Raw genomic sequence first — 22,682 nt, 5'->3', positions numbered from 1 at the left:
AATAATTAAATTTTGTAGCTTTTATTAACTACATTTGATTACAATCAATCTTTTGTCAGTAAAAAGGTTTGGTTAATTGTATTTTTACCATCATTGGAAGTCAAGTCAAGCTTTAAGTTTTTTCCAATCAATTTACCTGTGCCTGTTGCCATGTAGTTTTGACCTGAAGAGTTAACGATTGAATTAATGGTTAGGTCGGTTTCATTAGTACACTTAACATCTGGAATAGTGACTGATTTTGTACCTTGTTCGACTACTACTGAACCCTGAGTAACAACATAAGTATTAGACAAAACCATTTTAACTTTGTTTTCGTCAGACTTAGAAATTAAAAACTTGTATGTTCCTTTGGCTCTTTGAAGATTTGAACCCCATTCGTCATAATTTTGGGTATAGGATCCTTGAAAGTTGGTGGTGTAGTCTGGTGTAACATCTTTCTTACATGCCACACATAATAGAACTAGAGATGATAGAATGATTTTTTTCATTTTGAATTTTAATGGTGTTTGAATTTTAGATAGCAAAAGTACTTGATATAATCCAAATTAATTAAGCACTTTTGCGATTTTTACGGCATGGGCAACATCCTCCATGTCTAGGTTTACATAATACTTCTTGGTATCGGCTTTGTTATGTCCCAACATTTTGGATACAAACTTATCTGCTATGTCTGTTTTCTTATACCAATACTGACCAAAAGTCCTTCTTGCTATTTTGGTTGATAGATTTATCTTGAAACCCAACAATTTACCTACAATTTTGAGCTCCTCGTTTATTGTTGTTAAATGTAGAACAGGAATATTCTCAATGCTGCCATATTTCTCGATTAAAGTCAGGGCTTTATCATTAACTACTACAGAATAATCAATCTTAGTTTTTGACCTTTTCCCTCCCAACATCGTTAAGTCATTTAAATCACTGTCTAACTTATGAATCTGTGCTTCACTCAAACCACTTGTATCAACATGGCTCTGACCAGTATAGCACATCCAAAGAAAGCTATCTATCACCTTTTGATACTTTTCAGAAACAAACGGAGAGAGCTTTTCAAGTGATTGTACCTCTTGTTGAGTGAGATGTGAGTAATCCTGTGAGACATCGTTGGTATTTACCGTGTACTTAAGCTCTTTGGCATTTAGAACTTCTGTTTCTACTCCGAAGCTTATGACCTTCTTAATAAATGTGATTATTTTTTTGATGGAGGTGGATTTCATTTTTGATCCATGTGAGTGAGATTTAGGTACATGGATAGTTTTGAAATATACTTCAAGTTTTCTTAGAAAATCTGTATTTATCTGACTAGCTAGAATAGCTGTTTGATTAGAATATGTAATATACTCCCTGACATTCTCTGCAGTTGATTTATGACTTTTAATTGTATTGCGAGTTAAATGAATTGTGTATTCGGCGAGGGTCTTTTCAATTAGGGCTAAAAAGGTAATCGGTTTAAACACTGGATTTCTGAACTGTTGAATAATATCATCTGGAGAATAGGCTATTCTCTCATATTCAAAGCTCATTTTTATAGTTTCAAACTTCTTTCTAATGTTAACTAGGCGATTGTTGTAAAACTCAAGACTTGATTTATCTATTTGTCCATCTTTGCTCATACATAGTTGATAATCAACATCTAATGTATTAGCAGGCACCTGAATTCCAGATGCAATCCATACAGTTTTGTATCCTTCAAGTACTATTCCTACCTTAAGATTTACGAGTCCTTTTGAATTAGGCTTCTTGCCATCTTCGCAAAAGCGAATTTCCATAACTTGAAAGTTATAGTGTATATTCATGTTTTAGATGTATTTGTCTCACGAAAAAAATTTTGAGTGATGAGACATATCCGCTTCATGAAAACACATGAAAAAAAAACAAATTTGGAGAATGGAGGGGGTCTTTGGAGAATAAATAAGTGCAAAATGGAGAATAGAAAAAAATCATGTATTAAAACATGAATTATGCTCCATTTAATCATCTATTTATCAGAATACTTAGGTGTAAACTCAAAAAAAAAGTACCCCTCTTTTACGAAAGGTACTTACTGGGTAATTTTAATATAAGAAATACTTATTTGTAGTCCGTACGGGAATCGAACCTACTTGATACTCAATGGCTTACAAGTCTAAACTTGCAACTGTTAGTAGAAATGTTAGTAAATTGGGCAAAAAAAACCTATGCCACACTTGCCAACACGCCTTGTCTTCTACTAACATATTTAAAATTTCCGACTCCAAGTTTATTTAATTGGTCTTCGGCTCTGTACGCTCTCATTCTGAGCGACTTTATTTCTTCTGACATATCGTTCATCATTCGTTCCCAAAATCCCTCTGGTTTAATCTCAATATCTAAGAAATATGTAACAGGAACATCCAAAACTTTACATATCTGCTCAAGTGTATCCACTTTAATATTGTTATTATCAATCATCCGAATAAATCCAGAGTCTGTCATACCAATCTCTTTACACAATCTACCTTGTGTTATACCTTTTTCTTTTAAGGCCTTCTTTAATTTTTCGCTAAAATTCTTCATTTGAAATGTATTTTAGGTAAATAAAAATGCTTTCGGGTACCCCAATTTGAAAATATTTTTACTTTTTGGTAAAAAAATTTTGATATTATGTATTTTTGGTAAATATTTGTACATCAAAAACGCAGTAAATACGAATTTAAAACGAATTTTTTGATTATTTGTACAAATAACATAAAATCTTAGGTCTATATGGTATCAAAAGAAGCTATAAAAAGTGCCTATCGTTCTTTAGCACGAGTTGACCGAAAACAGATAAAAAACACCTTGTGTGATAAGTTCGGGTACAAAGAAAGAAACTTTCAATCCAAAATTTCTGGCGAGATATGTTGGACAAATGAAGAGATAGGAGTTTTGAAAAGTTTACTTGAAATTGATGGCGCATAACAAAGTATTTAGGATTCATTATTAAGACAACTTTACATCCTTATACCCTCATTAATTAAAAAGCCCGCTTGAAAAGCAAGCGGGCATAAGCTCTACCCAATATTAATATTAACGGTAGGCTGTTTAAGAATCTTGTAAATTACGACAAGCCCGATAATAACAATGATACCTGTTACAATCAAAGCTGACGTACCTACAAGTGTAGCCGAAGCTCCCATAAATGAGAGGTTCACTACTTTTCGGGATAATTGTCCCATATAGGTTTAGTAAACCATTGGCTTACACGGTAGGGAGTTCCGTTCCCTACTGATGCCTTTGGTAGGTTGAATTTACGAATTTTATTTGATTGAAATAAAAGAAAAAATTCCCCTACACTGTTCAGCATAGGGGAAACAAAAAAGTCTAATATGAAGATTTTTTTTGTAAAAACTGCTTGTAAAACAACCAAACAGATAGCCCTATAAATAGAGCTTTCAAAAGATTCTTAGTGTTTTTACTCAGTTTTGAGAATACGTCAGAGTTTATCAGCAGACGTATCAGTTGCTGAACGATGGATAGTTCCATAGTTGTTTCTAGGAAGACTTCTACGGGGTGGGGTTTAGAGTGGTATTTATTACTTCCACCCCCTGTCTTCCCTACTAAGTTAAGAATTTTATTTGCTTGGATTAATAGTTCATTACGTTCATTTAACCCTCTATTACACCATGAATATACCCGAATTAGTTCGCTCTTTGTCCGCTGATCCACTTATGCAGTTTATACTTGCAATGTGTTTGGGTGCTTTTTTGATTGCGATGTTAGGTGAAGTACTTAATCGCTCTGAGTTTTTGAAAGATTTACTTTACGGAAAGGATACCGATGAGTAAGCATCCCAACAAGTTGGTATTCGACTCATGAGTTGATTTTTACTTAATTTTGTCATTTTCAACTCTAATATTAAACTCATGAATAGCGACTTTCACATTTATGCTGGCTTCGTAATCGGAGGATTACTGATGGCTTGGTACTTTAAGAACAATCGAAGACCACCTACTAACTGTTTGTAAAATGTCTGTTTTAGTTGATTTAGTTTGTTTGGTTGTATTTGGGATGTGGCTCTACGAAAGAGCCACTGACAAGATTCCTTAAACCTATGAAACGTCCGAATATTCTCAACAAAGTCTATGATGCCATGTGCTTTCGTGACCAAGAACTCTTCAGGAAAAAGCTCATTGAGATTGGGCTGAACTCTAGGGTTTTTCACGAAAATTATAAGCTTGACACTTGTAAAATCAATGTCATGGACTTGTACGACATCATGGTGGAGATTGTAGCTAATCATAGGCAGTACGAGCATCCCTACTTTGTCCTGCAAGATTGGCTCAAAGGAAGAAGTAAACCACGAATCCCAAATGTTGTCATGCAACCGATGGTCAGTCCAGAGCGACCAAGAGCAACTAGACAGATTGAATTGGAGCAAATCATAAAAGAGGTAAAGGATGAAAGAAGAGAAAAGTGTGTAGACCTCTCAGATCAGATAGCTAAAAGAATCATGATGGGTACAACCCTTCAAATTTTCTTACTAAAGGATGGTCGTTCTATTCGACTCGACCCACGAAAAGAATATCATTATCAAGAATCAAACGGTGGGTATATCCTTGTTCCACCAACTGAGTGTTAGTTTATTTAGAAAGAGAGTTGGGACAACCCCATTCCTTTATGAGTGGGGATTGTTTACCGACGTATAACCAGTAAAGTTATCAGCACAAAGTCTGTTTTGGAAGGGATTTTCGTCCTTGAAAGTCCTCAGAGTTCGATTCTCTGGCAGAAACAACGGGAAATAGCGTAGTGATGATTCTAAGCCCTGACAAGCGAAGTTTTGTCACTACATACCAAAAACAACCATGAGAATTGAAAAAACGTTTAGTCACCAATTTGGACAGGTAATCGAAAGGTATCATGCTTTTGCGAAAGAGCATAACGATGTACAATTCGTTACCAAAAGCACCATGTTGCGTGAGCCACATCTATCAAAATTGAAATCTATTGCACACTTGTACCTCAAGCAATTTTGGAACTGTATGAATAGTCCTTTGTGGGCTGATTCTGACCGTGTGCCCTTGCTACAAATTACTCGTTGGGATTTGGCAAACCTTTGTGGTTGCAGCCGCAGGGCTGTACAAGACCATTTGGCACGCCTAAGCACCTTCGGGGTCATTACTGTTGAGGAGTTTGAAGAAGGTAGAGTTAATGGCTACAAGATAGCTCTAAACCTCTGGTTATTGCTTGGAATCGACCAATTCAAGCCAAAAATCCAAAGTTGGTCAGAAAAACCAACTACCATTTTGAAAGCCTTTTCTCTCTCTGAGGTGCAAACTTTGCCACACTTAAGTAACCAAAAAGAAAATTTAAATAATTCATATATAGCGGAAGATGTGGAAAATCTATCCCAAGAAAGACACCAAGAAAATGGCCAAGAAAAACAAGAAATAGCCCAAAACCTTGTAAATGACCAAGAAAGTTGCCAAGAAAAAAACACGGGGGGCGTCGAAAATTCTTTCATCAGTTCAGACGAACGTTTTGAAGCTTACCGTAAAGGAACTCTAAACAAGATTCGCTACCAAAATGCACCCAAACCAGAGCCAAAGGGTCTAACTGACCTTGAAAAGGCTACGATTGTAAACAACTTCTGGAAATATGTGAAAGATGTGTTCTACCCACAACGCAACTATACCCCAATTGAGTCCGAAATCAAGAAAGTGATCCACAGAGACGTGTTTAATGGTTTTAAAAATGAGAATCCAAAGGAAAATACCTTCGAATTCTGGCAGATTTATAGCATGACTCTCCAGTATTGGGCAGATAAAAAGCAAGCTTTTGACGCTCGTAAGGATAGAGAGGCATATCACCCAACAAAATACTTCTCGAAAGACTACGGAACACACCAAAAACAAGGATTCTTAGTAGTGCTCCAATGGGCTAAAAAAGCCGAAAATCACTCAGAGAGATAGAATTCGAAAAAGAGCTTGAGCGTGCCAAATTGACTATGATTCAATACCCAATGACAGGTGTTGTACCACGTGGTCAAGGGAATAAAATCAAGGATATTACCCAATTAGCCCAATATTTTAATCGCAAGTTGAGCGTAAAAACCAATAGTGACTATGTACAAAAATTCAACAACTTTCTAACAACAACTAACTTTCTAAGACCATGCAACCAACAACATCAGCACCAGTAGTTAAATGGAAATTAAAGTACATATTACCCAACGGTGTTTGGCTTCCAATCAAAGGAGCATCCGATTTAATCATCTTTGGTAGAAATAGTTCCGAACGCCTCAAAGCAGCTTGTAAGCTTGTGAGCGGTTTTAAAGACCCAATAGACAATGCTTATATCTACGAAGTAGGTTACAATGGCAAAATGATTGCCCAGTACGACAAGACTTTGAAAAAGTTCTTAATGTGCGACTCGCAAAATTGATAGCAAATTGAAAGACCAGGGAATTGCTGCAGCTCTCTTTTAAGCAAATTTTGATAGCAAAATTCAAGGCAGCTCATACCGATCAAATACCGCTCAGGCAAAAGTCCACTCTAAATTGATAGCAAAATGAAATTTCAATCTCAAAACACCTTGATTGTAGCAATACTCTCCGTGCTGGCGATTGTAGCTTTTTCACAGAAAGAACCACCGCCAGTGAAATACAGACACATTCTAGCATATCAACAGATACAACATGGAATATCTCTGGTAGAAATTGATAGTTGCGAATACATCCTTGTAGTGATTAATTACAACATCCAACTTACGCACAAAGCCAATTGCAAAAACAAAGCTCATAAGCTTCTCTGACAATGAAAAGAATCAAAGAACACCTAGAAGTCGAACTGCTAGCAGAAACAGTCGCAAATGTATTTACCGCATTTTTAGTCATCATCTTTTTAATTCTATCAAAATGAAACAATTCTCAACAATGACCCTTCGTGGGTTAGACAACGATGAAAATGCAGACTTGGTCGAAATCATGAACCAAGTTATGCAGAAGGAAAATATCAAAACTGGACAATCTGTCTTTGAGTTTATCTTAAGAGATTACAGAGAGAAAACAGAAGAGTTACAAGGGCTTAGACAGACCTACAATTCCCACCGACACAAGTCCAACAAAGAAATAGAAGAATTACAGACTGAGAATAAAAAGCTCAAGCAAGCTATCAAGGGATTTTGTCAATTTATAGAATTTACAAAAAATACTTTTCTTGTTACACCCTAGGTATTCTGATGTGTAAGACCACTAAAGTAGATTTTATATATCATAACTTTCATGGTCATTTTTAGAATTTTACTGCTAAAGAAAATTAGTAATATTTTTAATGATTAGATTAATTGGTATTTAAACTAGTATAAGAAGGTTTGACTTTTTTATATTAGTGGTCGCAAAACCTAAAAATCTAATCTAAAAAAGTAAAGATATTTATTAAATGTAGAGTAAAAAATATACTTAATTATTTATAATGTACATATTTATATCCAGTTTTTGCCCTCTTATAGAAGAGAGAACACATCCCATCCCTTGCAAGGGACTCTTCCCAAGTACCGACAACGCAAAGGATCTAAATTAAGTAGCCTTTATTAAGGGTAATGTCAAACTAGAGTTCATTCTACAATATTTAAAGCATAATCCTAGCCTTGCTTTTAAGGTAGAGTATTTTTGGATGTGGGAGTCAAAAGTAAATGAAAACTTAAACAATCTAAGGTGTTTTTACATAAAACCTTAGATTATTTAAGTTTTCTAGTTAATCGTCAGAGTAGTTTCACTACTACTGAAAACTCAGATTACATTTTATGTAAAATATCTAAAATACAGATTAGTAGAAAGAAGCAAAAGACAATGAACTTCAAAAAGAGTTTTATGTTGGAAAAAGGAAAACACATACTCTTAAAAACTTAGTGCTTTCAGATTCTAATGCTTATATACACTTTATCGGAGAAACCGACAAGGAAAGACTCCTTGATAAAACATTATGAAATTCATAAACAGACTGGAAATATTATTTTACCCTTAAAAGTTCAAAACACAACCTATTAAATACACTTCAAAAGCAAATAAACAAAGTAAGTTAGTGGGCAAAATAGAATTTAATTTTTGTGCCTAAGGCATTCAGGTATTAGCTTTCGGCGGTGGGCTTTAGAAAAAAGCATAGCTATGGTTAATAAAAACATTTTAACACTCTGTGCCTTGTGCCTGTTGCCTCGTGACTTCAACAAAAAACTTAAATATAATTCTGCATGATTACTTAAGTTAGTGGGCAAAATAAGATTTAATTTTTGAGCTTTCGGCTTTCGGCTCTGGGCATTCGGCAGAATATATCTATCGTTACTAAAAAACATTTTAACACTCTTTGCCTTATGCATGTTGCCTTGTCCCTATAATAAAAAACTTAAATATAATTTTGCACTAAAACTTGATTGCTCAAGTAAGAATTAAGTACAATATGTTTAAATAAGGGTTAAAAGATTAAAGGTCGTCAAATAAGTAGTGTTCGAGTCAAATTTTAAAAGTGAATTCTGATATAAATTCTTATCTGGCTAAATCTATGCCAATGGAGTTTTGGGTTTAATTTGTTTTATGCCGTTCATATTCTTTGGAAAAAGTTGTATTTATTTGGAATTATAAATTTGGCCTTCTTCTATTTCTATTTTAGATCGTGTAAAGTATGGCGTGCCTAGAAGGTCTAATATTTTTTTTCTATTTTTATTTTTTCATAATCCTCCTTGTCGAATTTATTTGAGGAGACTTCAAGGCTTTTTAAAAGATAAACTTTTTCAAACCAATCGAGTGAATTGATTCGATTTAATGCATTCACAAGTTCTTGAAAAGTATTAAATTTTTCTAATAGTCTAAGTTGAGGATTTCTACCATTTCTAGAATATATTCTTTGTACTGATGTAAGTCTTTTTAAGCCTTTGAGTTTAGTGATACTACTCGATATGTGGTCAAGAGTTTGTAAAGCAGCACGTTTTTCTAAGCCTTTGAGTTTACCGATTTGAATTGATACAATCTGAACTGCCAATAAGCCTGTAAGCGTTTCTAAACCTTCGATTTCTTTAATTGGATTTAAGAAGGCATTAAATCCTTTCAAAGAGGTAAATTTTTCTAGACCTTCGATTTTGCTAATATGATTAGAGGTAACATCAAGAAATTTTAATGAGGTAAGTTTTTCCAACCCTCCGAGTTTGCTGATTTTATTTCTTGAAAAATCGAGTGATATTAAAGTAGTAAGATTATCTAAACCTTCGAGCTTACTAATGATATTTCCTGAAAAATTAAGATTTTCTAAAGCAATAAGGTTTTCTAAGTCTTCGATTTTTATGATTTTATTTCTTGAAAAATTGAGCGTTCTTAAAGCAGTAAGGTTATCTAAACCTTTGAGCTTGCCAATGATATTTCCTGAAAAATCAAGATTTTCTAAAGCAGTAAGGTTATTTAAACCTTCGATTCTGCTGATTTTATTTCCTGAAAAATAAAGATTTCTTAAAGCAGTAAGGTTCTCTAAACCTTCGAGCTTGCTAATGATATTTCCTGAAAAATCAAGATTTTCTAAAGCAGTAAGGTTATTTAAACCTTCGATTCTGCTGATTTTATTTCCTGAAAAATAAAGATTTCTTAAAGCAGTAAGGTTCTCTAAACCTTCAAGCTTAATGATGATATTTCTTGAAAAATCAAGTTTTTCTAAAGCAGTAAGGTTCTCTAAACCTTCGATTTTGCTGATTTTATTTCCTGAAAAATCAAGATTTTCTAAAGCGGAAAGGTTATTTAAACCTTTGATTTTGCTGATTTCATTTCCTGAAAAATCAAGATTTTCTAAAGCGGAAAGGTTATTTAAACCTTCGATTTTGTTGATTTTATTTCCTGAAAAATTAAGATTTTCTAAAGCGTAAAGGTTATTTAAACCTTCGATTTTGCTGATTTTATTTCCTGAAAAATCAAGATTCTCTAAAGCGTAAAGGTAATTTAAACCTTCGATTTTGCTGATTTTATTTCCTGAGATACTAAGTTCTTTTAAAGCGTCAAGTTTTTTTAAGCCTTCTATTTTACTGATTTCATTTCCTGTAAAATCAAGATTTATCAAAGCCGTAAGATTATCTAAACCCTCGATTTTGTTGATTTTATTTCCTGAAATAACAAGTGTTTGTAACGCAGTAAGTTTATCTAAACCTTCGATTTTGCTGATTTTATTATCACTTAGTAGTAAAACTTTCAATTGTTTTTGCTCAAATACAGCTTTGGGAATTTTACTTAAATTTTTATTGCGCAAGTCTAAAGCCGTGGTTGAATTATTCAATTCATTGAGGTTTGTCGCCAAGATATATTTATCTCCATTGGGGTCAATAAAATAAGTTGAATCATTTATTTTAACTTTTGCAAAGCCATCAGAATCAAAAGAGAAGGCTTCATCAAATTGAAAGGGTATTTTAATTTGTAAGTTTTTGTCAATAACCCCATATTTTTCATTTATTTTATCATAAGCTATCCCGAATTCATCATTATAAAAATAGATTTTATCTAAAGTAGCTTGGGCTTTTTTTGTGCTAATTGTGCTTCTTGGCTTTTTACTTTTGCTTGTTGGTACTGCCACCTTGCAAGCCCAGAGGCAATCACAGCTACCATCGCCACAACAATTGCAATGTAGCTTCGTCGTTTAGCCTTCTCACTCAACCTTTTTTCACGTTCTGCAATGGCAATGGCTTCGGTTAATGCTCTGTTTTTTTCATTTTCAATCGCTACTTCACTTGCTTGTATTTTCTCCTTTAACTTGACTGGATAGTCCCAATAGCTTTGATAGGGGCGTATATAATCAAGCTCTGTTTGAGAAAACAAGGCAGTGCGGTCTTGGTATATAGCATAGATGTCCACGGCTTTTTGGCGTAGTTTGATATCCTCCGTAAGGTTTTGCCCTACCGCCAATGCCAGTAAATCGTGGGTAATTTCGAATTTAATGTTAGGTTCGCTACCAAGTTTACGTAAAATTCGGTTTTGTTCAAATACGTCCAGTACCTTAAGTACTTGTACTTCTTCCAATAAAACCGCTTTTGCTTGGAGTTCTTCTTTGATTTCTTTAATCGTTAATTGTAATTTTGTATTCCGCTCCGAAATCATCAACGCCAGCACTTCTAAAGGTATTTTTTTTCCAAATATTTCCTCCATTGCTGTCAATTGCTTTTTGAGAAAACTATCCAAAATGGTTTCAAGCTTATCGCTTTCTTTTACCAATGTATCCTCTAAGCAAGGTAAACCCTTTTGCCCTTCGCTTGCTCTTTCCCACAATTCACTCAAAAATACTTGTACGTGTGTTAGTTCTATTTCTTTTTGGGCATCAGGAAGTCGCTCAATTATTTTCTTGCTAAGTTTTTCTCTGTCGGCGTCAGCTACAATAAATTTATCTTTATAAAATGGCGCATTTAATATCTCTTCTATTACTTGTTGCACATTGTTCCGATTCATTTTCTCTAAGCGAAAACGATTTTGGAAGATAGTTGGACATAGATATTCAAATTCAGAGAGATATCCAATAAACTCCTCCCGCATAATAAACAAAATACGGCATGGTACTTTGTAGCGGATAAGCTCGTTGATAGCTTTAAAAAAAGACTCCTTTTCTTCTTGTTCGCCCAAAATCAATAATTCCTCAAACTGGTCAAAGAGGAGATATACAGGTTGGTACTTTTCAGAGAAAAGACTTTCTACCAAATTGGTAAAGTTAAGGGCTTCGTTGGGGTCGAGTTTGTTTTTTAGCACCTCGTTGATAGCCGTAAAAACCGATTCTACAATATTTTTACCTTTGCGAATAGTAAGAGCAAACCAATCAGCATCAGAGAATTGATTACGTAAACCACACTCAATCAAGCTAGTTTTTCCCGCTCCTGAAGGGCCATATACCAACAGATGTTTTACACCTGACAAGGCATCGTAAAGATTGTCGGTTTCTTTTTTTCTACCAAAGAAAACCTCCATATCTCCTTGGCTATAGGAATCTAAAAATTTAAAGGGTGCTTTCATGGCCTACTTCTGTGGAAAGTGCTTATTAATAGGTTTAAATGTTTAAATAAGTGATCCAATTTGGGAAAATTTGAATTCACATTTTTGACAATCAACTCCCTATTATGAACTAATTTTTTTGTTCACCAGTCGGTAACTCATTTTTAAAATTGACAAAATGGTAATTTTTACCATTCATCCCTCCAAAATTGTAAATTTCGGGGGTTTGTGTAATCTTTTCGGAAAATACACTTTGGTCGATAATAAATGGCGACAAGGATATATAGGGTATGTCGTTTTGATTTTTGTACATTTCCTTAAAAGTAGTAGGTATATGTGTTCCCTTGAATAGCAAAACACTTTGATTGAAGGTAAAAATATCTTTAATGGAGAGTTGAGTATAATCTTTACGAGTTACTAGATTGTCATAAATACCATGTAATTCGCCATACAAGTGAATAAATTCTTTTGAAGTAGCCCCTAGTTTATAACGAATATTAATCTCTTTCATCGAGACCAAGCGGTATTTGGCGATAAAAGTAAGTTTGCGTAACCAAAAAATTAGGGCGGTTCTATAGTCTTCCAATAGCTGGGGCAGTGATGAGTCATCATTGATTTGATTGTGGATAAGTTGCCTACGGATTTTATCTAAATACAAGACTACGTTATATAAATCACTATTTGTATCGCTCAATTCCTCGACAAAATCGACGATTTCTGGAACAAAGTTCTCGTCTCCCAAAGCCTCAGCGCCTAAAAGTAATAATTGCTGAAAGTCAAATAATACCTGATTTTCGGGTGTGGTCTTGAAAAAATCAGTGAATATAGGATTTGTTATTTTATTTTTTTGTATTATCTGAGCCAATTGTATTACGCACAGGTAATACAAGGAAGCTTGATAAGCTTCGGTCATAAATGAAAGTGCACGGAGGGTAGTAGCTTTACCGACTTCTGTACTCATTTTTTGTAAAAATACTTCAATAAGCCAGCCGTAGTGACTAAAAATTGTATTGTTATTTACTGCAATATCTAAGTCAACTAGCTCTTGGCTTAAACTCAAAGCCCAGTTGTCTGCTGAGGAAGCATTTTCTTTTACCTCATACGGTAAACCTGCAAAGACAGCCTGATTGAGGATAAAGTCAAAGTTAGCATGCGAAATAGTTTCAACCTTATAGGTTTTATCGGCAGATTGAAAGGAATTTTGAGACAGTTTTTCAAGAAGTGATAAAAGTTCTTCAAGTTTGCGGTCGATTTCCTTTACTTCTCCACCAACATTTAGAGTTATTGTAGAATCAGATACGTTTTGAATGACAATATTATGATTACCTTCTACTTCGCTTTTATTGTTACTTAACATCTTACATATACTTTATAATAACTAGTTTTACATTAGCTTAATTTGTCTCATCAACGTTAACTAATTTATCGTATATCCTGATTCGCTATATTGTCATCCCCTTCAATATCTATCAAATTATTTTTATTTTTAGGCTCTTTTTCTGTACCAAAATCTTGATTTAATTTATTGGAACTGCCTTTTAATTTAATTCCGTTATCTTTTTTGGGAACTGCCTTAAAAACTGCAACTACAACGATTATCGATAAAACTAATGCACCAAAGAAAACTAAAAGAGTAGCCAAGTTTTTATCTGTGACTATTTTATTCGTTACCAAACTATCCGATAGCGTTAGAGCTGCAAATACTGAAAACGCACCTAACAATACTACTGTGGTGATTTTTGAAACTAAGCCTTCCATATTGTCTTTGTTTTAAAATGATTATGAATGATAAGCATTATATTGAAATGAGTCTCTTGAAGCTTTTGACTTTCCAAGTACCTCATTTACATAAATTACAAACAAATTTTAAGATGACAAAAAGTAGTTCTATGATTCAACAATGAAAATGGCTATCCCTTAAAAAAAATACATCAGTGAAGAATAAGTTGTGTCTTCCTGTAATTATTGTACTAGTTCAGGTATAGTGATATAAGTAAAAATGTCTACTTAGTAGCTCGATTATTTTATTCAGCATTTTGGAGTATTCATTTGTTTTCTAATTCAGTGAATTAACGTTCTCGGTAATACTTAGAAACGAGCCGTAGTTTAATGCATTGATATACTCAAAGATTTGGTACAGTTTGTAAAATTTAAGTACAACTTGGTTTTAAACAAATGAACAATTATCGTATCTATTTTGTAAAAAACATATTCTATTCTTTATTTTCAGCTACATTATTTAACTTTATTTGTATTTTTATTGTTATTGACTTAAAAATGTAGCCATAAAAATGAAACATCCCTTACTGCCAAAGAAAATCCAGATTTTTACGATTTGTAATGAAAACGCCAAATCCTTAAGTATTCCTTTTTTTAACTCTGTAATAAGTGCAGGGTTTCCATCTCCAGCAGCAGATTATGTAGAACTGGAATTAGATTTTAACTCATTATTGGTTGAGAACCCCTCTAGCACTTTTTGTGTGAAGGTATTGGGAGATTCCATGAGAGATGCCAATATATTATCAGGTGATATTTTGGTAGTAGACAGGTCAATTCATGCAAAATCTAATTCGATTATCGTTGCAATCTTGAATGGCGATTTTCTAGTAAAACGGTTAGTAATTGAGGGGAATAAATATTCCTTAGTTCCTGAAAATAACAAGTATAGCACAATTCAGGTTAATCCGAGTGATGATTTTGAAATTTGGGGTATCGTAACTTATGTTATTCACCGAACGCGATGATAGCACTTGTTGACTGTAATAACTTCTACGTTTCGTGCGAAAGGTTATTTGCTCCTGAACTACGAAATAAACCTGTCGTCGTGTTAAGTAACAACGATGGCTGTGTGATTGCTCGATCAGATGAGGCCAAAGAAATGGGCATCAAAATGGGAATACCTGCATTCGAGATTAAAAATTTAGTTCAAAGTGGAAAACTTCAGGTCTTTAGTAGCAATTATGTTTTGTATGGAGATATCTCAAACAGAGTAGTTCAAATATTATCTCAATTTTCAAACGAAATTGAGGTTTATTCTATAGATGAATCATTCATCAATCTACGAGGAATAGCTAATTTGCCAAGCTATGCATTACAAATTCGTACTAAGGTCAAACAGTGTACGGGGATTCCTACCTGCGTAGGAGTCGCATCAACAAAGACTCTTGCTAAAATTGCAAATCGGTATGCCAAAAAACATCATAAAGAAATGGGTGTATGGATTTTGGATACCCCAGAGAAAATAGAACAAGCCTTGAAAGCTACCTCCATCGAAGATGTTTGGGGTATTGGCAGGCGATATGCGAAATTACTAGAGGCACATAATATACACACAGCCTTTGATTTTATACAAGCAAATGAGCATTGGGTAAAAGCTAATATGTCAGTGGTGGGGCAACGACTCCTTTACGAACTTAGAGGAATTTCATGCTTGAGTATGGAACTGATCAATGAGCCTAAAAAGAATATCTGTACGTCTCGAAGCTTTGGAACCATGCTCACTCAGTATAGCCCGCTTTCAGAAGCAGTATCGAATTTTGCGGCTGCCTGTGCATTTAAGCTTAGAAAGCAAAAAAGTGTAGCCAATTATGTACAAGTGTTTGTTACCACAAATCCTTTTGCAAAAGAAAAACAGTACTTTAATTCAATAACAATCACACTACCTGTGGCAGATAGTGATTCGAGAGTGCTCATAAAGAATGCCCTTTGGGGCTTATCAAGGATCTACAAAGAAGGGTATAGATATAAAAAAGCTGGAATCATAGTGTCTGGAATTATACCAGAAGACCAATACCAGTTAGCTCTATTTGCACATCCTGACAGTAAGTCAAAAAAGCTAATGACGGTTTTAGATTCAATTAATCACTCAAACGGTAAAAATAAGTTGAGACTTGCAGCACAGGGTTTTGATAGGACTTGGAAACTAAAGAATGAGAGATTATCTCAAAAATACACGACTCGATTTGATGAGTTATTGATAATCAAAATTTAGATATGCAAACGCCCCACAATCTGAACAATTGTGGGGCGTTTAAGCATAATGAGTCCAAATTTTTGTAAAATTTTCAATAGAGATTATCAAGAATGCCAAATAAAATGAAAACGTGTCATCTAAATAGGAATCTGATATTAGATGTGTTTCTCTCGATATTTATCGAATACAATTTGAACTCTATTTGCATTTGAGAATTTTAGTAGTTGAATGAATTTGTGACATAGCCGATAATTTACGCATGTCTCTTATTACTAGCGTTTGTGGTGTTTTAATAAAATTACTTACCACCATTGTTAGTTCGTTGTTGTTGCATAGATTAATCGGAGATGTTAACCCCAAGTAATCTATGAAAAGACTTCTTAGCCTTAAGTTCTTAGATACGTTCAATTGTTTAATTTCTGTATTACCAACTTCAAGCTCGAGAAGGTCAGGAAGATTACTTAAATCGATTTCTTTAATTGGATTTCTTCCAACGTATAGATAGGTAATATTCTTATTATTAAGTAAATTAATTTTAGTTAATTTATTTACTTTAATATCTAAAAACCCCAAATTTTTTAAACTCGTGACATCTATATCCTTAATTTTACAGCTATCAATTGTTACATTTTCTAACTTTTCACAGTTTTTCAAATCTATTGTTGATATTGGATTATTACCACAATCTAACATTGTCAACAGAGGTTTTTTCCCAAGTGGGAGAGAATTTATTAAGTTATTTCCGCAGTAAATCGATTCCAGATTGACAAATTCTGTAATGTCTAATTTAGTTAGATTGTTGCGACCACAGTATAATTTCCTAAGCTCATTTGGATCTTTGGGTAATACTAACTCAGTCAATCTATTTCTATCACATGAGATCGATTGAAGTGATTGATTTTGTGAGAAATCCAATTTCTGGATCAGATTACCCGAACAGCTCGCATGTCTTAGATTAATAAATTTGGAGAAATCAATAAATCTAATTTTGTTATTTTCTAAAGATAGAAAAGTTAAATTTTTAGAATCTCCGAACTGAATAGAAGATAACTTGTTATCATTACAACTTAAATAATCCAGATTTGTACAAGCAGAGAGATCAAGGCTTTCCAATAATTTGCCATAACTGACTTCTAAATGGTCTATTTTATTTGGATTAGTTGAACTACCGGGAAGGATAAGTCGCTTTATTTTTGTCTGATTCAAATTCAGCCAACTTAAAGAGAGCAAATTGCTCAAGTCAAGTTCATCTATTAAAGTGGAAGAGGCTGTTAATGACGATATTTTAGACCCTTTTTGAAAGACTAACTTTGAGATAGGGTTATTTGAAACATAAAGACTTTTAATATTGAGTAATTTTGCTGGATCTATTTCTGAAATATTATTATTCTCCACATCTAAACTCTCTAACATCTTACACTTGTAGAAACCATCCATATCAGCAATTTTATTATTACCACATCCTATATACGAAATATTTGTGCTATCCCCAAAATTTAGATGGGTCAGTTGATTAAAACGACAGTTAAGTTTTTTTAGAGTTGTACATGATTCTAATCCTTTTAGATTTAATAATTGATTATAGTGACAAGTCAACTCTAATAGCTTTGTACTTCCTGAGACATCTAAATTTTGAAGGTTATTCCCTTGACACTCCAGATATTTGAGATTTGTATTAAGCTTTAATTCTGACAGTTGATTTGAACTACAATCCAATAGACTTAGCTTCAAATTATTGCCTAAATCTAAGTGGGTTAACTGATTGCGTGAACATCTTAATTCTCTTAATTCCAAATTTTCATTCAGTCCAATAATTGAAATAAGATTGTTTGAATAGCATTCGAGAATAGCTAATTTCTTATTTTGGCTTGTATTCAGCTCGTTAATTTGATTATTCCAGCAAGACAGATGAACAAGGTTGATACAATATTCAATTCCTTTTAGTGATGTGATCTCCGAACTTGAAACATCCAATCGTATAATTGCTTCTAGTTTAGACAGAGGGATAAAACCATCAGGCTCTGTATTTTCATCATATCCTCCTTTAATCAAAGCTTTTTCGAAGTTAATGTCGGGTATAGCTATTTTAGGGTCATTTATTTTACTAATTCTAAAAGAAGTAGAGATAATAAAGGTTAGAAGTAAAATTCCATTGTAGGAATATCTTTTAATGTTTTTCATTGGTAATTTTTTTGAAAAATCTTAATCACAACTGAAGATGTTTATTGACCTATTTGTGATTTGAGAATTCTATTTTTTAAGGGTTGATTTATCTGTTGGTGATGTAAATTAGCTATCTGCAACTAATACCTATTTTTTAGGATTAACTTCAATCAATACCCGAAGCTTATTTACAATCTATTATTTTGGTAGCTGGATTAATTGAAGACGTTTCAAATATTTTTTTCTTGTTTTTCAAAATGAGTGTTTGCGGGGTTTTAATACGATAATTATCAATCGTCTCCAACTCCTCATTATTACATAGATTAACTGGCATGGTTAAATCCAAGTTTCCTATAAAAAGAGATCTTAGTTTTACGTTTTTTGATAAATCGATCTTTTGAATTTTCGTATTCTCTATACTAAGAAATCTAAGTTGTGGATGCCCACTCACATCTATTACTTTGATTGGGTTACCAGAAATGTGTAACTCTTCAAGATTGATATATTTGCTTAAATCCAGCTTGTAAATATTACAATTATTACAGTCTAATTCTTTTAGTTGATAAGTACTCTCAGGTAAGACAAAAGCGGAGAGACTATCCTCTGATAAATCTGACCTCTGTAAAGGATTATCAGAACAATCAATATATTCTAAATTTGAGTATTTTGAAAAATCAATAGATTTTAATTTGTTATTCGCAATATCAATGTATTCCAAATCATTAAAATCCCCTAATTTGATAAAGTTGATAACATTTTCATGACATCTTAATTCTAAAAGGCTTACGCAAGCTTCAAGATCAAGACTATCTAATTGATTAATATTTAAAGATATTTTTTTTAGTTTGTTTGGCTTGTTCTTACTCCCGGGAAGAGTAACTTTTTTTAAAGGTGTTTGGTTTACCTCAAGCCAATTTAAATTCACTAAATTGCTCAGATCCAGCTCCTCTAATAATGTTAGTGTGGCAGTAAGAGTGGTAATCGTACTTTGCTCATATAAATTTAATTTACGTATTGGATTCTTCGAGATATCGAGCATTTGGAGATATGGAAAATTTTCTACATTCAATTCTGAGATTTTATTATTCTGTAACTCAATAGTTCCAAGACTTTCACACAGTTCTAAACCATCAATATGAGTAATTTGATTATCTTGACATCTTAATTCCATTAAGTTTTCCTCACTACTTAAGCTAAGCATTTTGAGCTTATTATTATAACACTCCAATATTTCTAATTTAACACACGTTTCAAGACCTTTTAAAAAAATTAGTTGATTCCAAGAACACTGTAACTCCTGCAAATCGGTATTCCCTGTCAAATCTAATTCACGTAAAAGATTCCTTGAACAATCTAATTCATTAAGGCTTTTATTAATTTCTAATTTGGTTAGTTGATTATGAGAACAAAACAAATTATATAGATGTGGTTTATTCCTTATATCTAACTGGATTATTTTATTATTGGAACAATCTAACTCTCTCAAGATGGTATTACTATTCAATCCAATAATTGAAACAAGATTATTATTTTGACATTTAAGTACAGTTAATTTCCTATTTTGGCTGATGTTTAGGGCATTGATACGATTATTTTGGCAGAATAAATGCGTTAGGTTGACACAGGCTTCTATGCCTTTTAGCGATGAAATATTGGAATCCGAAACATCCAATTCTGTAATATTTCGAATTTTAGATTGAAGAATAAAACCATCTGGTTTCGTATTTTCATCATATCCTGCCTTAATTAGCGCCTTTTCGAAATTTATGTCAGGTATCGCAATTTTAGAATCAATTAAATGACTCTCTCGAAATGAAGAAGTGATAATAAATGTGAGAAACAAAATTCCTTTGTAGAAGTACTTATTGATATTTTTCATTTATTGTATGTTTTTTTGACAAATTTAGAGAAGAAATGATTTTAAGTAATATTGGTTTAGGGATTAATATGAACTAGTGTCATTAAATTTAAACTGTGATCTTAAAATGTATAATATTTGTTTTAAATGGCGGTTTTCGCATGATTCAAAATAATAAATTAGGTGACTACCGCTCATTCGACTAGTATCATGCGGGAGTTAATTGTGTACTTTTAAGCCGAAAAAATAAGAAAATAGTAATTCAGAATGTCGAATTCGTAAATGTAGGTCGATCTCAAAGTTCCTTTATAGGTACTTAGAGAATTAGCTTTGTTTCTGTCATAAAAGCAAACGCCCTCCAATTGTGAATTGAAGGGCGTTTGCTTTTACAGTAATATTTAGCAAAGAGCTTTGTTTTACGACATTGACACGTACAAAGCCTTAGCACAATGTAAAAGTGGGGCTTATCTATAGCCCTGCTATGTCGGTTAAAGTATTCTCTAATTTCACTAAATGTTATCAATTTTTCATTTGCTCTAGCACTAATAATTGACAGAACAATTAGGCAATACTTTTATTAGTTTTTCTATGTCCTCGTCACTAATTTGATTATCTGAAATATCAAGTATTTGTAAAGCGGAAAGTTTCTCTAATCCTTCGAATTTACTGATTTGATTTGATGTAATATCAAGCATTTGTAAAGCGGAAAGTTTTTCTAAACCTTCAAGTTTGCGGATTTGATTTGTTGTAATATTAAGTATTTGCAAAGCGGAAAGTTTTCCTAAACCTTCGAGTTTGCTGATTTTATTATCTGAAATATCAAGTTCATTTAAGGTGGAAAGTTTTTCTAAGCCTTCAAGTTTGCGGATCTGATTTGATTTAATATTAAGTGTCTGTAAAGCGAAAAGCTTTTCTAAACCTTCGAGTTTGCTGATTTTATTTGATGCAATAGAAAGTTCACGTAAAGCGGAAAGTTTTCCTAAACCTTCAAGTTTAGTGATTTGATTTTCTGAAATATCAAGTGTTTGTAATGGGGAAAGTTTTTCTAAACCTTCGAGTTTGCGGATTTGATTTGATGAAATATTAAGTATTTGCAAAGTGGAAAGTTTTTCTAAACCTTCGAGTTTGTGGATTTGATTTGATGAAATATTAAGTATTTGCAAAGCGGAAAGTTTTTCTAAACCTTCGAGTTTCCTGATTTTATTATTTGAAATATCTAGTATTTGTAAAGCGGAAAGTTTTCCTAAACCTTCAAGTCTACTTATTTGATTTGATGCAATAGAAAGTTCACGTAAAGCATAAAGCTTTTCTAAACCCTCTAATTTTCCGATTTGATTATCATATATAGAAAGTAATTGCAATGCGGAAAGTTTGTCTAATCCTTCGAGTTTACTTATTTGATTGTTATAAATAGCAAGTATTTGTAAGGAGGAAAGCTTTCCCAAACCTTCGAGTTTACTGATTTGATTATTGCATATAATAAGTGTTCGTAGAGCGAACAGTTTGTCTAATCCTTCGAGTTTGCGAATTTGATTTGCTGAAATATCAAGTGTTCGTAAAGCGGACAGTTTTTCTAAACCTTCAAGTTTACTTATTTGATTTGATGAAATATGTAGTGTTCGTAAAGCGGTAAGTTTTTCTAGACCTTCGAGTTTACTTATTTGATTATTATTTAAAAATAATACTTTCAATTGTGTTTGTCCAAATATAGCCTTAGGTATTTCTCTTAAGTTCTTATTTTGTAAATCCAAGGCTGTTATTGTACTATTCAATTGATTGAGTTCGGTGGCTAGAGAGTATTCTGTACCTGTGGTATCTATCAAATAGTAGCTACTATTTCTTCTAACTTTTGCCCAGCCTTTATAATCAAACCCTGTTGCCTCATCGTACTTAAAGCCTATTTTCGTTTGTAAGTTTTTGTCAATAAATCCATATTTTTTTAGGAGGCTATCGTAAGCTAAACCAAATTTGTCATTGGAAAAATTGATTCTAACTAAAGAGGTATTGGTTAATGAATCTTCAGTAGCTTTTTTAGCTAACGCCGCATTTTTTGGGGCTTGTTTTTTTAAGGTGTTAATGGCATAAAAGTCTTTTTCTAAATCAATCTCGTTACCTTTTTTCAGCTCTGCTTCTCCTTTGTCAATAAAGGTTTTAACTAAAGGGAAATCTCCTAGTGCTTGTAGGCCTAAAGGTAACAGTAGAAAGTATAGGTATAACAATGCTTTTTTCATGTCTTTTTAATTATGTGTATTAATGATGTCTAATGTATTTACTTTTAAATTTTTCTGTCTTTGTAAATTATTATTTTTAATAAATTAAAGCATAAAAAAAGCCCCACAAACAAGCATATTATGGGGCTCTTTTGCATATCAGTAATATTTAGAAGAGAGCTTTGTTTTACGACATTGACACGTTCCAAGCTTTGGCGCAGTCTGCAAAGGTGACGTATGCACAACCTGTTGCCTTTTTTACCTGTCTGATTTTCTTTGCCGAATATTCCTTTGTCCAGCCCATGAGTTGAGCGATGCTTGCAGAATTAACTATTGTAGAAGCTCCCATAATAAATCCAATGTTTTCGTTTTAGGTTTTCATACAAATTTACTAAAAATCACTTGTGCAAAAAGAGATAAAAACGGATATATACGGACAAAATCGAATGTGCTCGCATGAAAACATCATGTTTTCGTCAATAGCCTACTAATTTCATGATGAAAACACCGATGAAAACAAACGAAAACATCGGTCTTGATTCATGA

22 protein-coding genes are annotated in these 22,682 nt (G+C 33.1%); 10 read left to right on the top strand and 12 right to left on the bottom strand.

From position 1 onward, the window contains the following. Positions 1 to 44 precede the first annotated feature (44 nt). The 3 genes from BWI92_RS24075 to BWI92_RS24065 form a co-directional block, all read right to left on the bottom strand. Positions 45 to 488 carry a hypothetical protein gene (locus BWI92_RS24075; protein ID WP_095167688.1) on the bottom strand — a complete coding sequence of 148 codons (444 nt, stop codon included), beginning with the start codon at positions 486 to 488 and terminating at the stop codon, positions 45 to 47. Between the two features lie 57 nt (positions 489 to 545). Continuing rightward, the gene (locus BWI92_RS24070) at positions 546 to 1,766 is read right to left on the bottom strand and encodes a phage integrase SAM-like domain-containing protein (protein ID WP_176464522.1); all 1,221 of its coding nucleotides are present in this window, start codon (positions 1,764 to 1,766) and stop codon (positions 546 to 548) included. Positions 1,767 to 2,172: 406 nt separating this feature from the next. Further along, the gene (locus BWI92_RS24065; protein WP_095167686.1) at positions 2,173 to 2,532 is read right to left on the bottom strand and encodes a helix-turn-helix domain-containing protein; all 360 of its coding nucleotides are present in this window, start codon (positions 2,530 to 2,532) and stop codon (positions 2,173 to 2,175) included. A gap of 189 nt (positions 2,533 to 2,721) precedes the next feature. On the opposite strand from BWI92_RS24065, the gene BWI92_RS24060 reads away from it, so the two are divergent. Next, positions 2,722 to 2,916, top strand: coding sequence for a hypothetical protein (locus BWI92_RS24060; protein WP_095167685.1), 195 nt, complete (start codon positions 2,722 to 2,724; stop codon positions 2,914 to 2,916). A gap of 92 nt (positions 2,917 to 3,008) precedes the next feature. Here the strand turns inward: BWI92_RS24060 and BWI92_RS27465 are convergent, their stop codons facing one another. Continuing rightward, positions 3,009 to 3,173: a hypothetical protein gene (locus BWI92_RS27465; RefSeq protein WP_176464521.1), complete on the bottom strand. Its 165-nt coding sequence runs from the start codon at positions 3,171 to 3,173 to the stop codon at positions 3,009 to 3,011. Positions 3,174 to 3,620: 447 nt separating this feature from the next. On the opposite strand from BWI92_RS27465, the gene BWI92_RS27460 reads away from it, so the two are divergent. The 7 genes from BWI92_RS27460 to BWI92_RS24025 all read left to right on the top strand — a co-directional run bounded on the left by BWI92_RS27460 (position 3,621) and on the right by BWI92_RS24025 (position 7,165). Then, positions 3,621 to 3,782: a hypothetical protein gene (locus tag BWI92_RS27460; protein WP_166580400.1), complete on the top strand. Its 162-nt coding sequence runs from the start codon at positions 3,621 to 3,623 to the stop codon at positions 3,780 to 3,782. Positions 3,783 to 4,048: 266 nt separating this feature from the next. Further along, the gene (locus tag BWI92_RS24050; protein WP_095167683.1) at positions 4,049 to 4,576 is read left to right on the top strand and encodes a hypothetical protein; all 528 of its coding nucleotides are present in this window, start codon (positions 4,049 to 4,051) and stop codon (positions 4,574 to 4,576) included. Positions 4,577 to 4,799: 223 nt separating this feature from the next. Then, positions 4,800 to 5,906, top strand: a complete 1,107-nt coding sequence (locus BWI92_RS24045; RefSeq protein ID WP_095167682.1) for a hypothetical protein — start codon at positions 4,800 to 4,802, stop codon at positions 5,904 to 5,906. Between the two features lie 35 nt (positions 5,907 to 5,941). After that, positions 5,942 to 6,136, top strand: a complete 195-nt coding sequence (locus tag BWI92_RS27455; RefSeq protein ID WP_095167680.1) for a hypothetical protein — start codon at positions 5,942 to 5,944, stop codon at positions 6,134 to 6,136. Next, positions 6,109 to 6,378 carry a hypothetical protein gene (locus BWI92_RS24035; protein WP_095167677.1) on the top strand — a complete coding sequence of 90 codons (270 nt, stop codon included), beginning with the start codon at positions 6,109 to 6,111 and terminating at the stop codon, positions 6,376 to 6,378. Before BWI92_RS27455 ends, BWI92_RS24035 begins: the two co-directional genes overlap by 28 nt. 126 nt (positions 6,379 to 6,504) lie before the next feature. Continuing rightward, positions 6,505 to 6,747 (top strand): hypothetical protein, encoded by a 243-nt coding sequence (locus tag BWI92_RS24030; protein WP_095167675.1) that lies wholly within the window; start codon positions 6,505 to 6,507, stop codon positions 6,745 to 6,747. A 103-nt stretch (positions 6,748 to 6,850) separates the two neighbouring features. After that, positions 6,851 to 7,165 (top strand): hypothetical protein, encoded by a 315-nt coding sequence (locus tag BWI92_RS24025; protein ID WP_141234906.1) that lies wholly within the window; start codon positions 6,851 to 6,853, stop codon positions 7,163 to 7,165. Positions 7,166 to 8,627: 1,462 nt separating this feature from the next. Here BWI92_RS24025 and BWI92_RS24020 read toward each other — a convergent pair. From BWI92_RS24020 to BWI92_RS24005, 4 genes are all read right to left on the bottom strand, one after another. Further along, positions 8,628 to 10,532, bottom strand: coding sequence for a leucine-rich repeat protein (locus BWI92_RS24020; RefSeq protein ID WP_095167671.1), 1,905 nt, complete (start codon positions 10,530 to 10,532; stop codon positions 8,628 to 8,630). Next, a complete protein-coding gene (locus BWI92_RS24015; RefSeq protein ID WP_095167669.1) occupies positions 10,460 to 11,953 on the bottom strand; it encodes an ATP-binding protein in 1,494 nt (497 codons plus the stop codon). The genes BWI92_RS24020 and BWI92_RS24015 overlap by 73 nt, the downstream gene beginning before the upstream one ends. A 109-nt stretch (positions 11,954 to 12,062) precedes the next feature. Beyond that, positions 12,063 to 13,289 carry a hypothetical protein gene (locus BWI92_RS24010; protein WP_095167666.1) on the bottom strand — a complete coding sequence of 409 codons (1,227 nt, stop codon included), beginning with the start codon at positions 13,287 to 13,289 and terminating at the stop codon, positions 12,063 to 12,065. A 65-nt stretch (positions 13,290 to 13,354) separates the two neighbouring features. Continuing rightward, positions 13,355 to 13,690, bottom strand: a complete 336-nt coding sequence (locus BWI92_RS24005) for a hypothetical protein (protein ID WP_095167664.1) — start codon at positions 13,688 to 13,690, stop codon at positions 13,355 to 13,357. Positions 13,691 to 14,223: 533 nt separating this feature from the next. Between BWI92_RS24005 and BWI92_RS24000 the strand changes: the two genes are divergently transcribed. Next, on the top strand, positions 14,224 to 14,676 hold the full coding sequence (locus BWI92_RS24000) for a LexA family transcriptional regulator (RefSeq protein WP_095167661.1): 453 nt from the start codon (positions 14,224 to 14,226) through the stop codon (positions 14,674 to 14,676). Then, complete coding sequence (locus tag BWI92_RS23995; RefSeq protein WP_095167658.1) at positions 14,673 to 15,923, top strand: Y-family DNA polymerase; 1,251 nt, start codon at positions 14,673 to 14,675, stop codon at positions 15,921 to 15,923. The genes BWI92_RS24000 and BWI92_RS23995 overlap by 4 nt, the downstream gene beginning before the upstream one ends. A gap of 180 nt (positions 15,924 to 16,103) precedes the next feature. Here BWI92_RS23995 and BWI92_RS23990 read toward each other — a convergent pair whose 3' ends face one another. From BWI92_RS23990 to BWI92_RS27450, 4 genes are all read right to left on the bottom strand, one after another. Next, positions 16,104 to 18,086, bottom strand: a complete 1,983-nt coding sequence (locus BWI92_RS23990) for a leucine-rich repeat domain-containing protein (RefSeq protein WP_095167656.1) — start codon at positions 18,084 to 18,086, stop codon at positions 16,104 to 16,106. 166 nt (positions 18,087 to 18,252) lie between these two features. After that, positions 18,253 to 19,947 (bottom strand): leucine-rich repeat domain-containing protein, encoded by a 1,695-nt coding sequence (locus BWI92_RS23985; RefSeq protein WP_095167654.1) that lies wholly within the window; start codon positions 19,945 to 19,947, stop codon positions 18,253 to 18,255. A gap of 521 nt (positions 19,948 to 20,468) precedes the next feature. After that, positions 20,469 to 22,157 (bottom strand): leucine-rich repeat protein, encoded by a 1,689-nt coding sequence (locus BWI92_RS23980; protein WP_095167652.1) that lies wholly within the window; start codon positions 22,155 to 22,157, stop codon positions 20,469 to 20,471. Between the two features lie 166 nt (positions 22,158 to 22,323). Next, positions 22,324 to 22,485, bottom strand: coding sequence for a hypothetical protein (locus BWI92_RS27450; RefSeq protein ID WP_166553764.1), 162 nt, complete (start codon positions 22,483 to 22,485; stop codon positions 22,324 to 22,326). Positions 22,486 to 22,682: the final 197 nt, after the last annotated feature.

Source organism: Flectobacillus sp. BAB-3569, assembly GCF_002270355.1.
Taxonomy (GTDB): domain Bacteria; phylum Bacteroidota; class Bacteroidia; order Cytophagales; family Spirosomataceae; genus Flectobacillus; species Flectobacillus roseus.
Note: the sequence above shows the minus strand (reverse complement) of the source record. Positions and strands in the feature narration are given on the sequence as shown.

Coding starts and splice junctions, on each gene's coding strand:
- BWI92_RS24075 (WP_095167688.1), bottom strand. CDS start 488: ATGAAAAAAATCATTCTATCATCTCTAGTTCTATTATGTGTGGCATGT.
- BWI92_RS24070 (WP_176464522.1), bottom strand. CDS start 1,766: ATGGAAATTCGCTTTTGCGAAGATGGCAAGAAGCCTAATTCAAAAGGA.
- BWI92_RS24065 (WP_095167686.1), bottom strand. CDS start 2,532: ATGAAGAATTTTAGCGAAAAATTAAAGAAGGCCTTAAAAGAAAAAGGT.
- BWI92_RS24060 (WP_095167685.1), top strand. CDS start 2,722: ATGGTATCAAAAGAAGCTATAAAAAGTGCCTATCGTTCTTTAGCACGA.
- BWI92_RS27465 (WP_176464521.1), bottom strand. CDS start 3,173: ATGGGACAATTATCCCGAAAAGTAGTGAACCTCTCATTTATGGGAGCT.
- BWI92_RS27460 (WP_166580400.1), top strand. CDS start 3,621: ATGAATATACCCGAATTAGTTCGCTCTTTGTCCGCTGATCCACTTATG.
- BWI92_RS24050 (WP_095167683.1), top strand. CDS start 4,049: ATGAAACGTCCGAATATTCTCAACAAAGTCTATGATGCCATGTGCTTT.
- BWI92_RS24045 (WP_095167682.1), top strand. CDS start 4,800: ATGAGAATTGAAAAAACGTTTAGTCACCAATTTGGACAGGTAATCGAA.
- BWI92_RS27455 (WP_095167680.1), top strand. CDS start 5,942: ATGATTCAATACCCAATGACAGGTGTTGTACCACGTGGTCAAGGGAAT.
- BWI92_RS24035 (WP_095167677.1), top strand. CDS start 6,109: ATGCAACCAACAACATCAGCACCAGTAGTTAAATGGAAATTAAAGTAC.
- BWI92_RS24030 (WP_095167675.1), top strand. CDS start 6,505: ATGAAATTTCAATCTCAAAACACCTTGATTGTAGCAATACTCTCCGTG.
- BWI92_RS24025 (WP_141234906.1), top strand. CDS start 6,851: ATGAAACAATTCTCAACAATGACCCTTCGTGGGTTAGACAACGATGAA.
- BWI92_RS24015 (WP_095167669.1), bottom strand. CDS start 11,953: ATGAAAGCACCCTTTAAATTTTTAGATTCCTATAGCCAAGGAGATATG.
- BWI92_RS24010 (WP_095167666.1), bottom strand. CDS start 13,289: ATGTTAAGTAACAATAAAAGCGAAGTAGAAGGTAATCATAATATTGTC.
- BWI92_RS24005 (WP_095167664.1), bottom strand. CDS start 13,690: ATGGAAGGCTTAGTTTCAAAAATCACCACAGTAGTATTGTTAGGTGCG.
- BWI92_RS24000 (WP_095167661.1), top strand. CDS start 14,224: ATGAAACATCCCTTACTGCCAAAGAAAATCCAGATTTTTACGATTTGT.
- BWI92_RS23995 (WP_095167658.1), top strand. CDS start 14,673: ATGATAGCACTTGTTGACTGTAATAACTTCTACGTTTCGTGCGAAAGG.
- BWI92_RS23990 (WP_095167656.1), bottom strand. CDS start 18,086: ATGAAAAACATTAAAAGATATTCCTACAATGGAATTTTACTTCTAACC.
- BWI92_RS23985 (WP_095167654.1), bottom strand. CDS start 19,947: ATGAAAAATATCAATAAGTACTTCTACAAAGGAATTTTGTTTCTCACA.
- BWI92_RS23980 (WP_095167652.1), bottom strand. CDS start 22,157: ATGAAAAAAGCATTGTTATACCTATACTTTCTACTGTTACCTTTAGGC.
- BWI92_RS27450 (WP_166553764.1), bottom strand. CDS start 22,485: ATGGGAGCTTCTACAATAGTTAATTCTGCAAGCATCGCTCAACTCATG.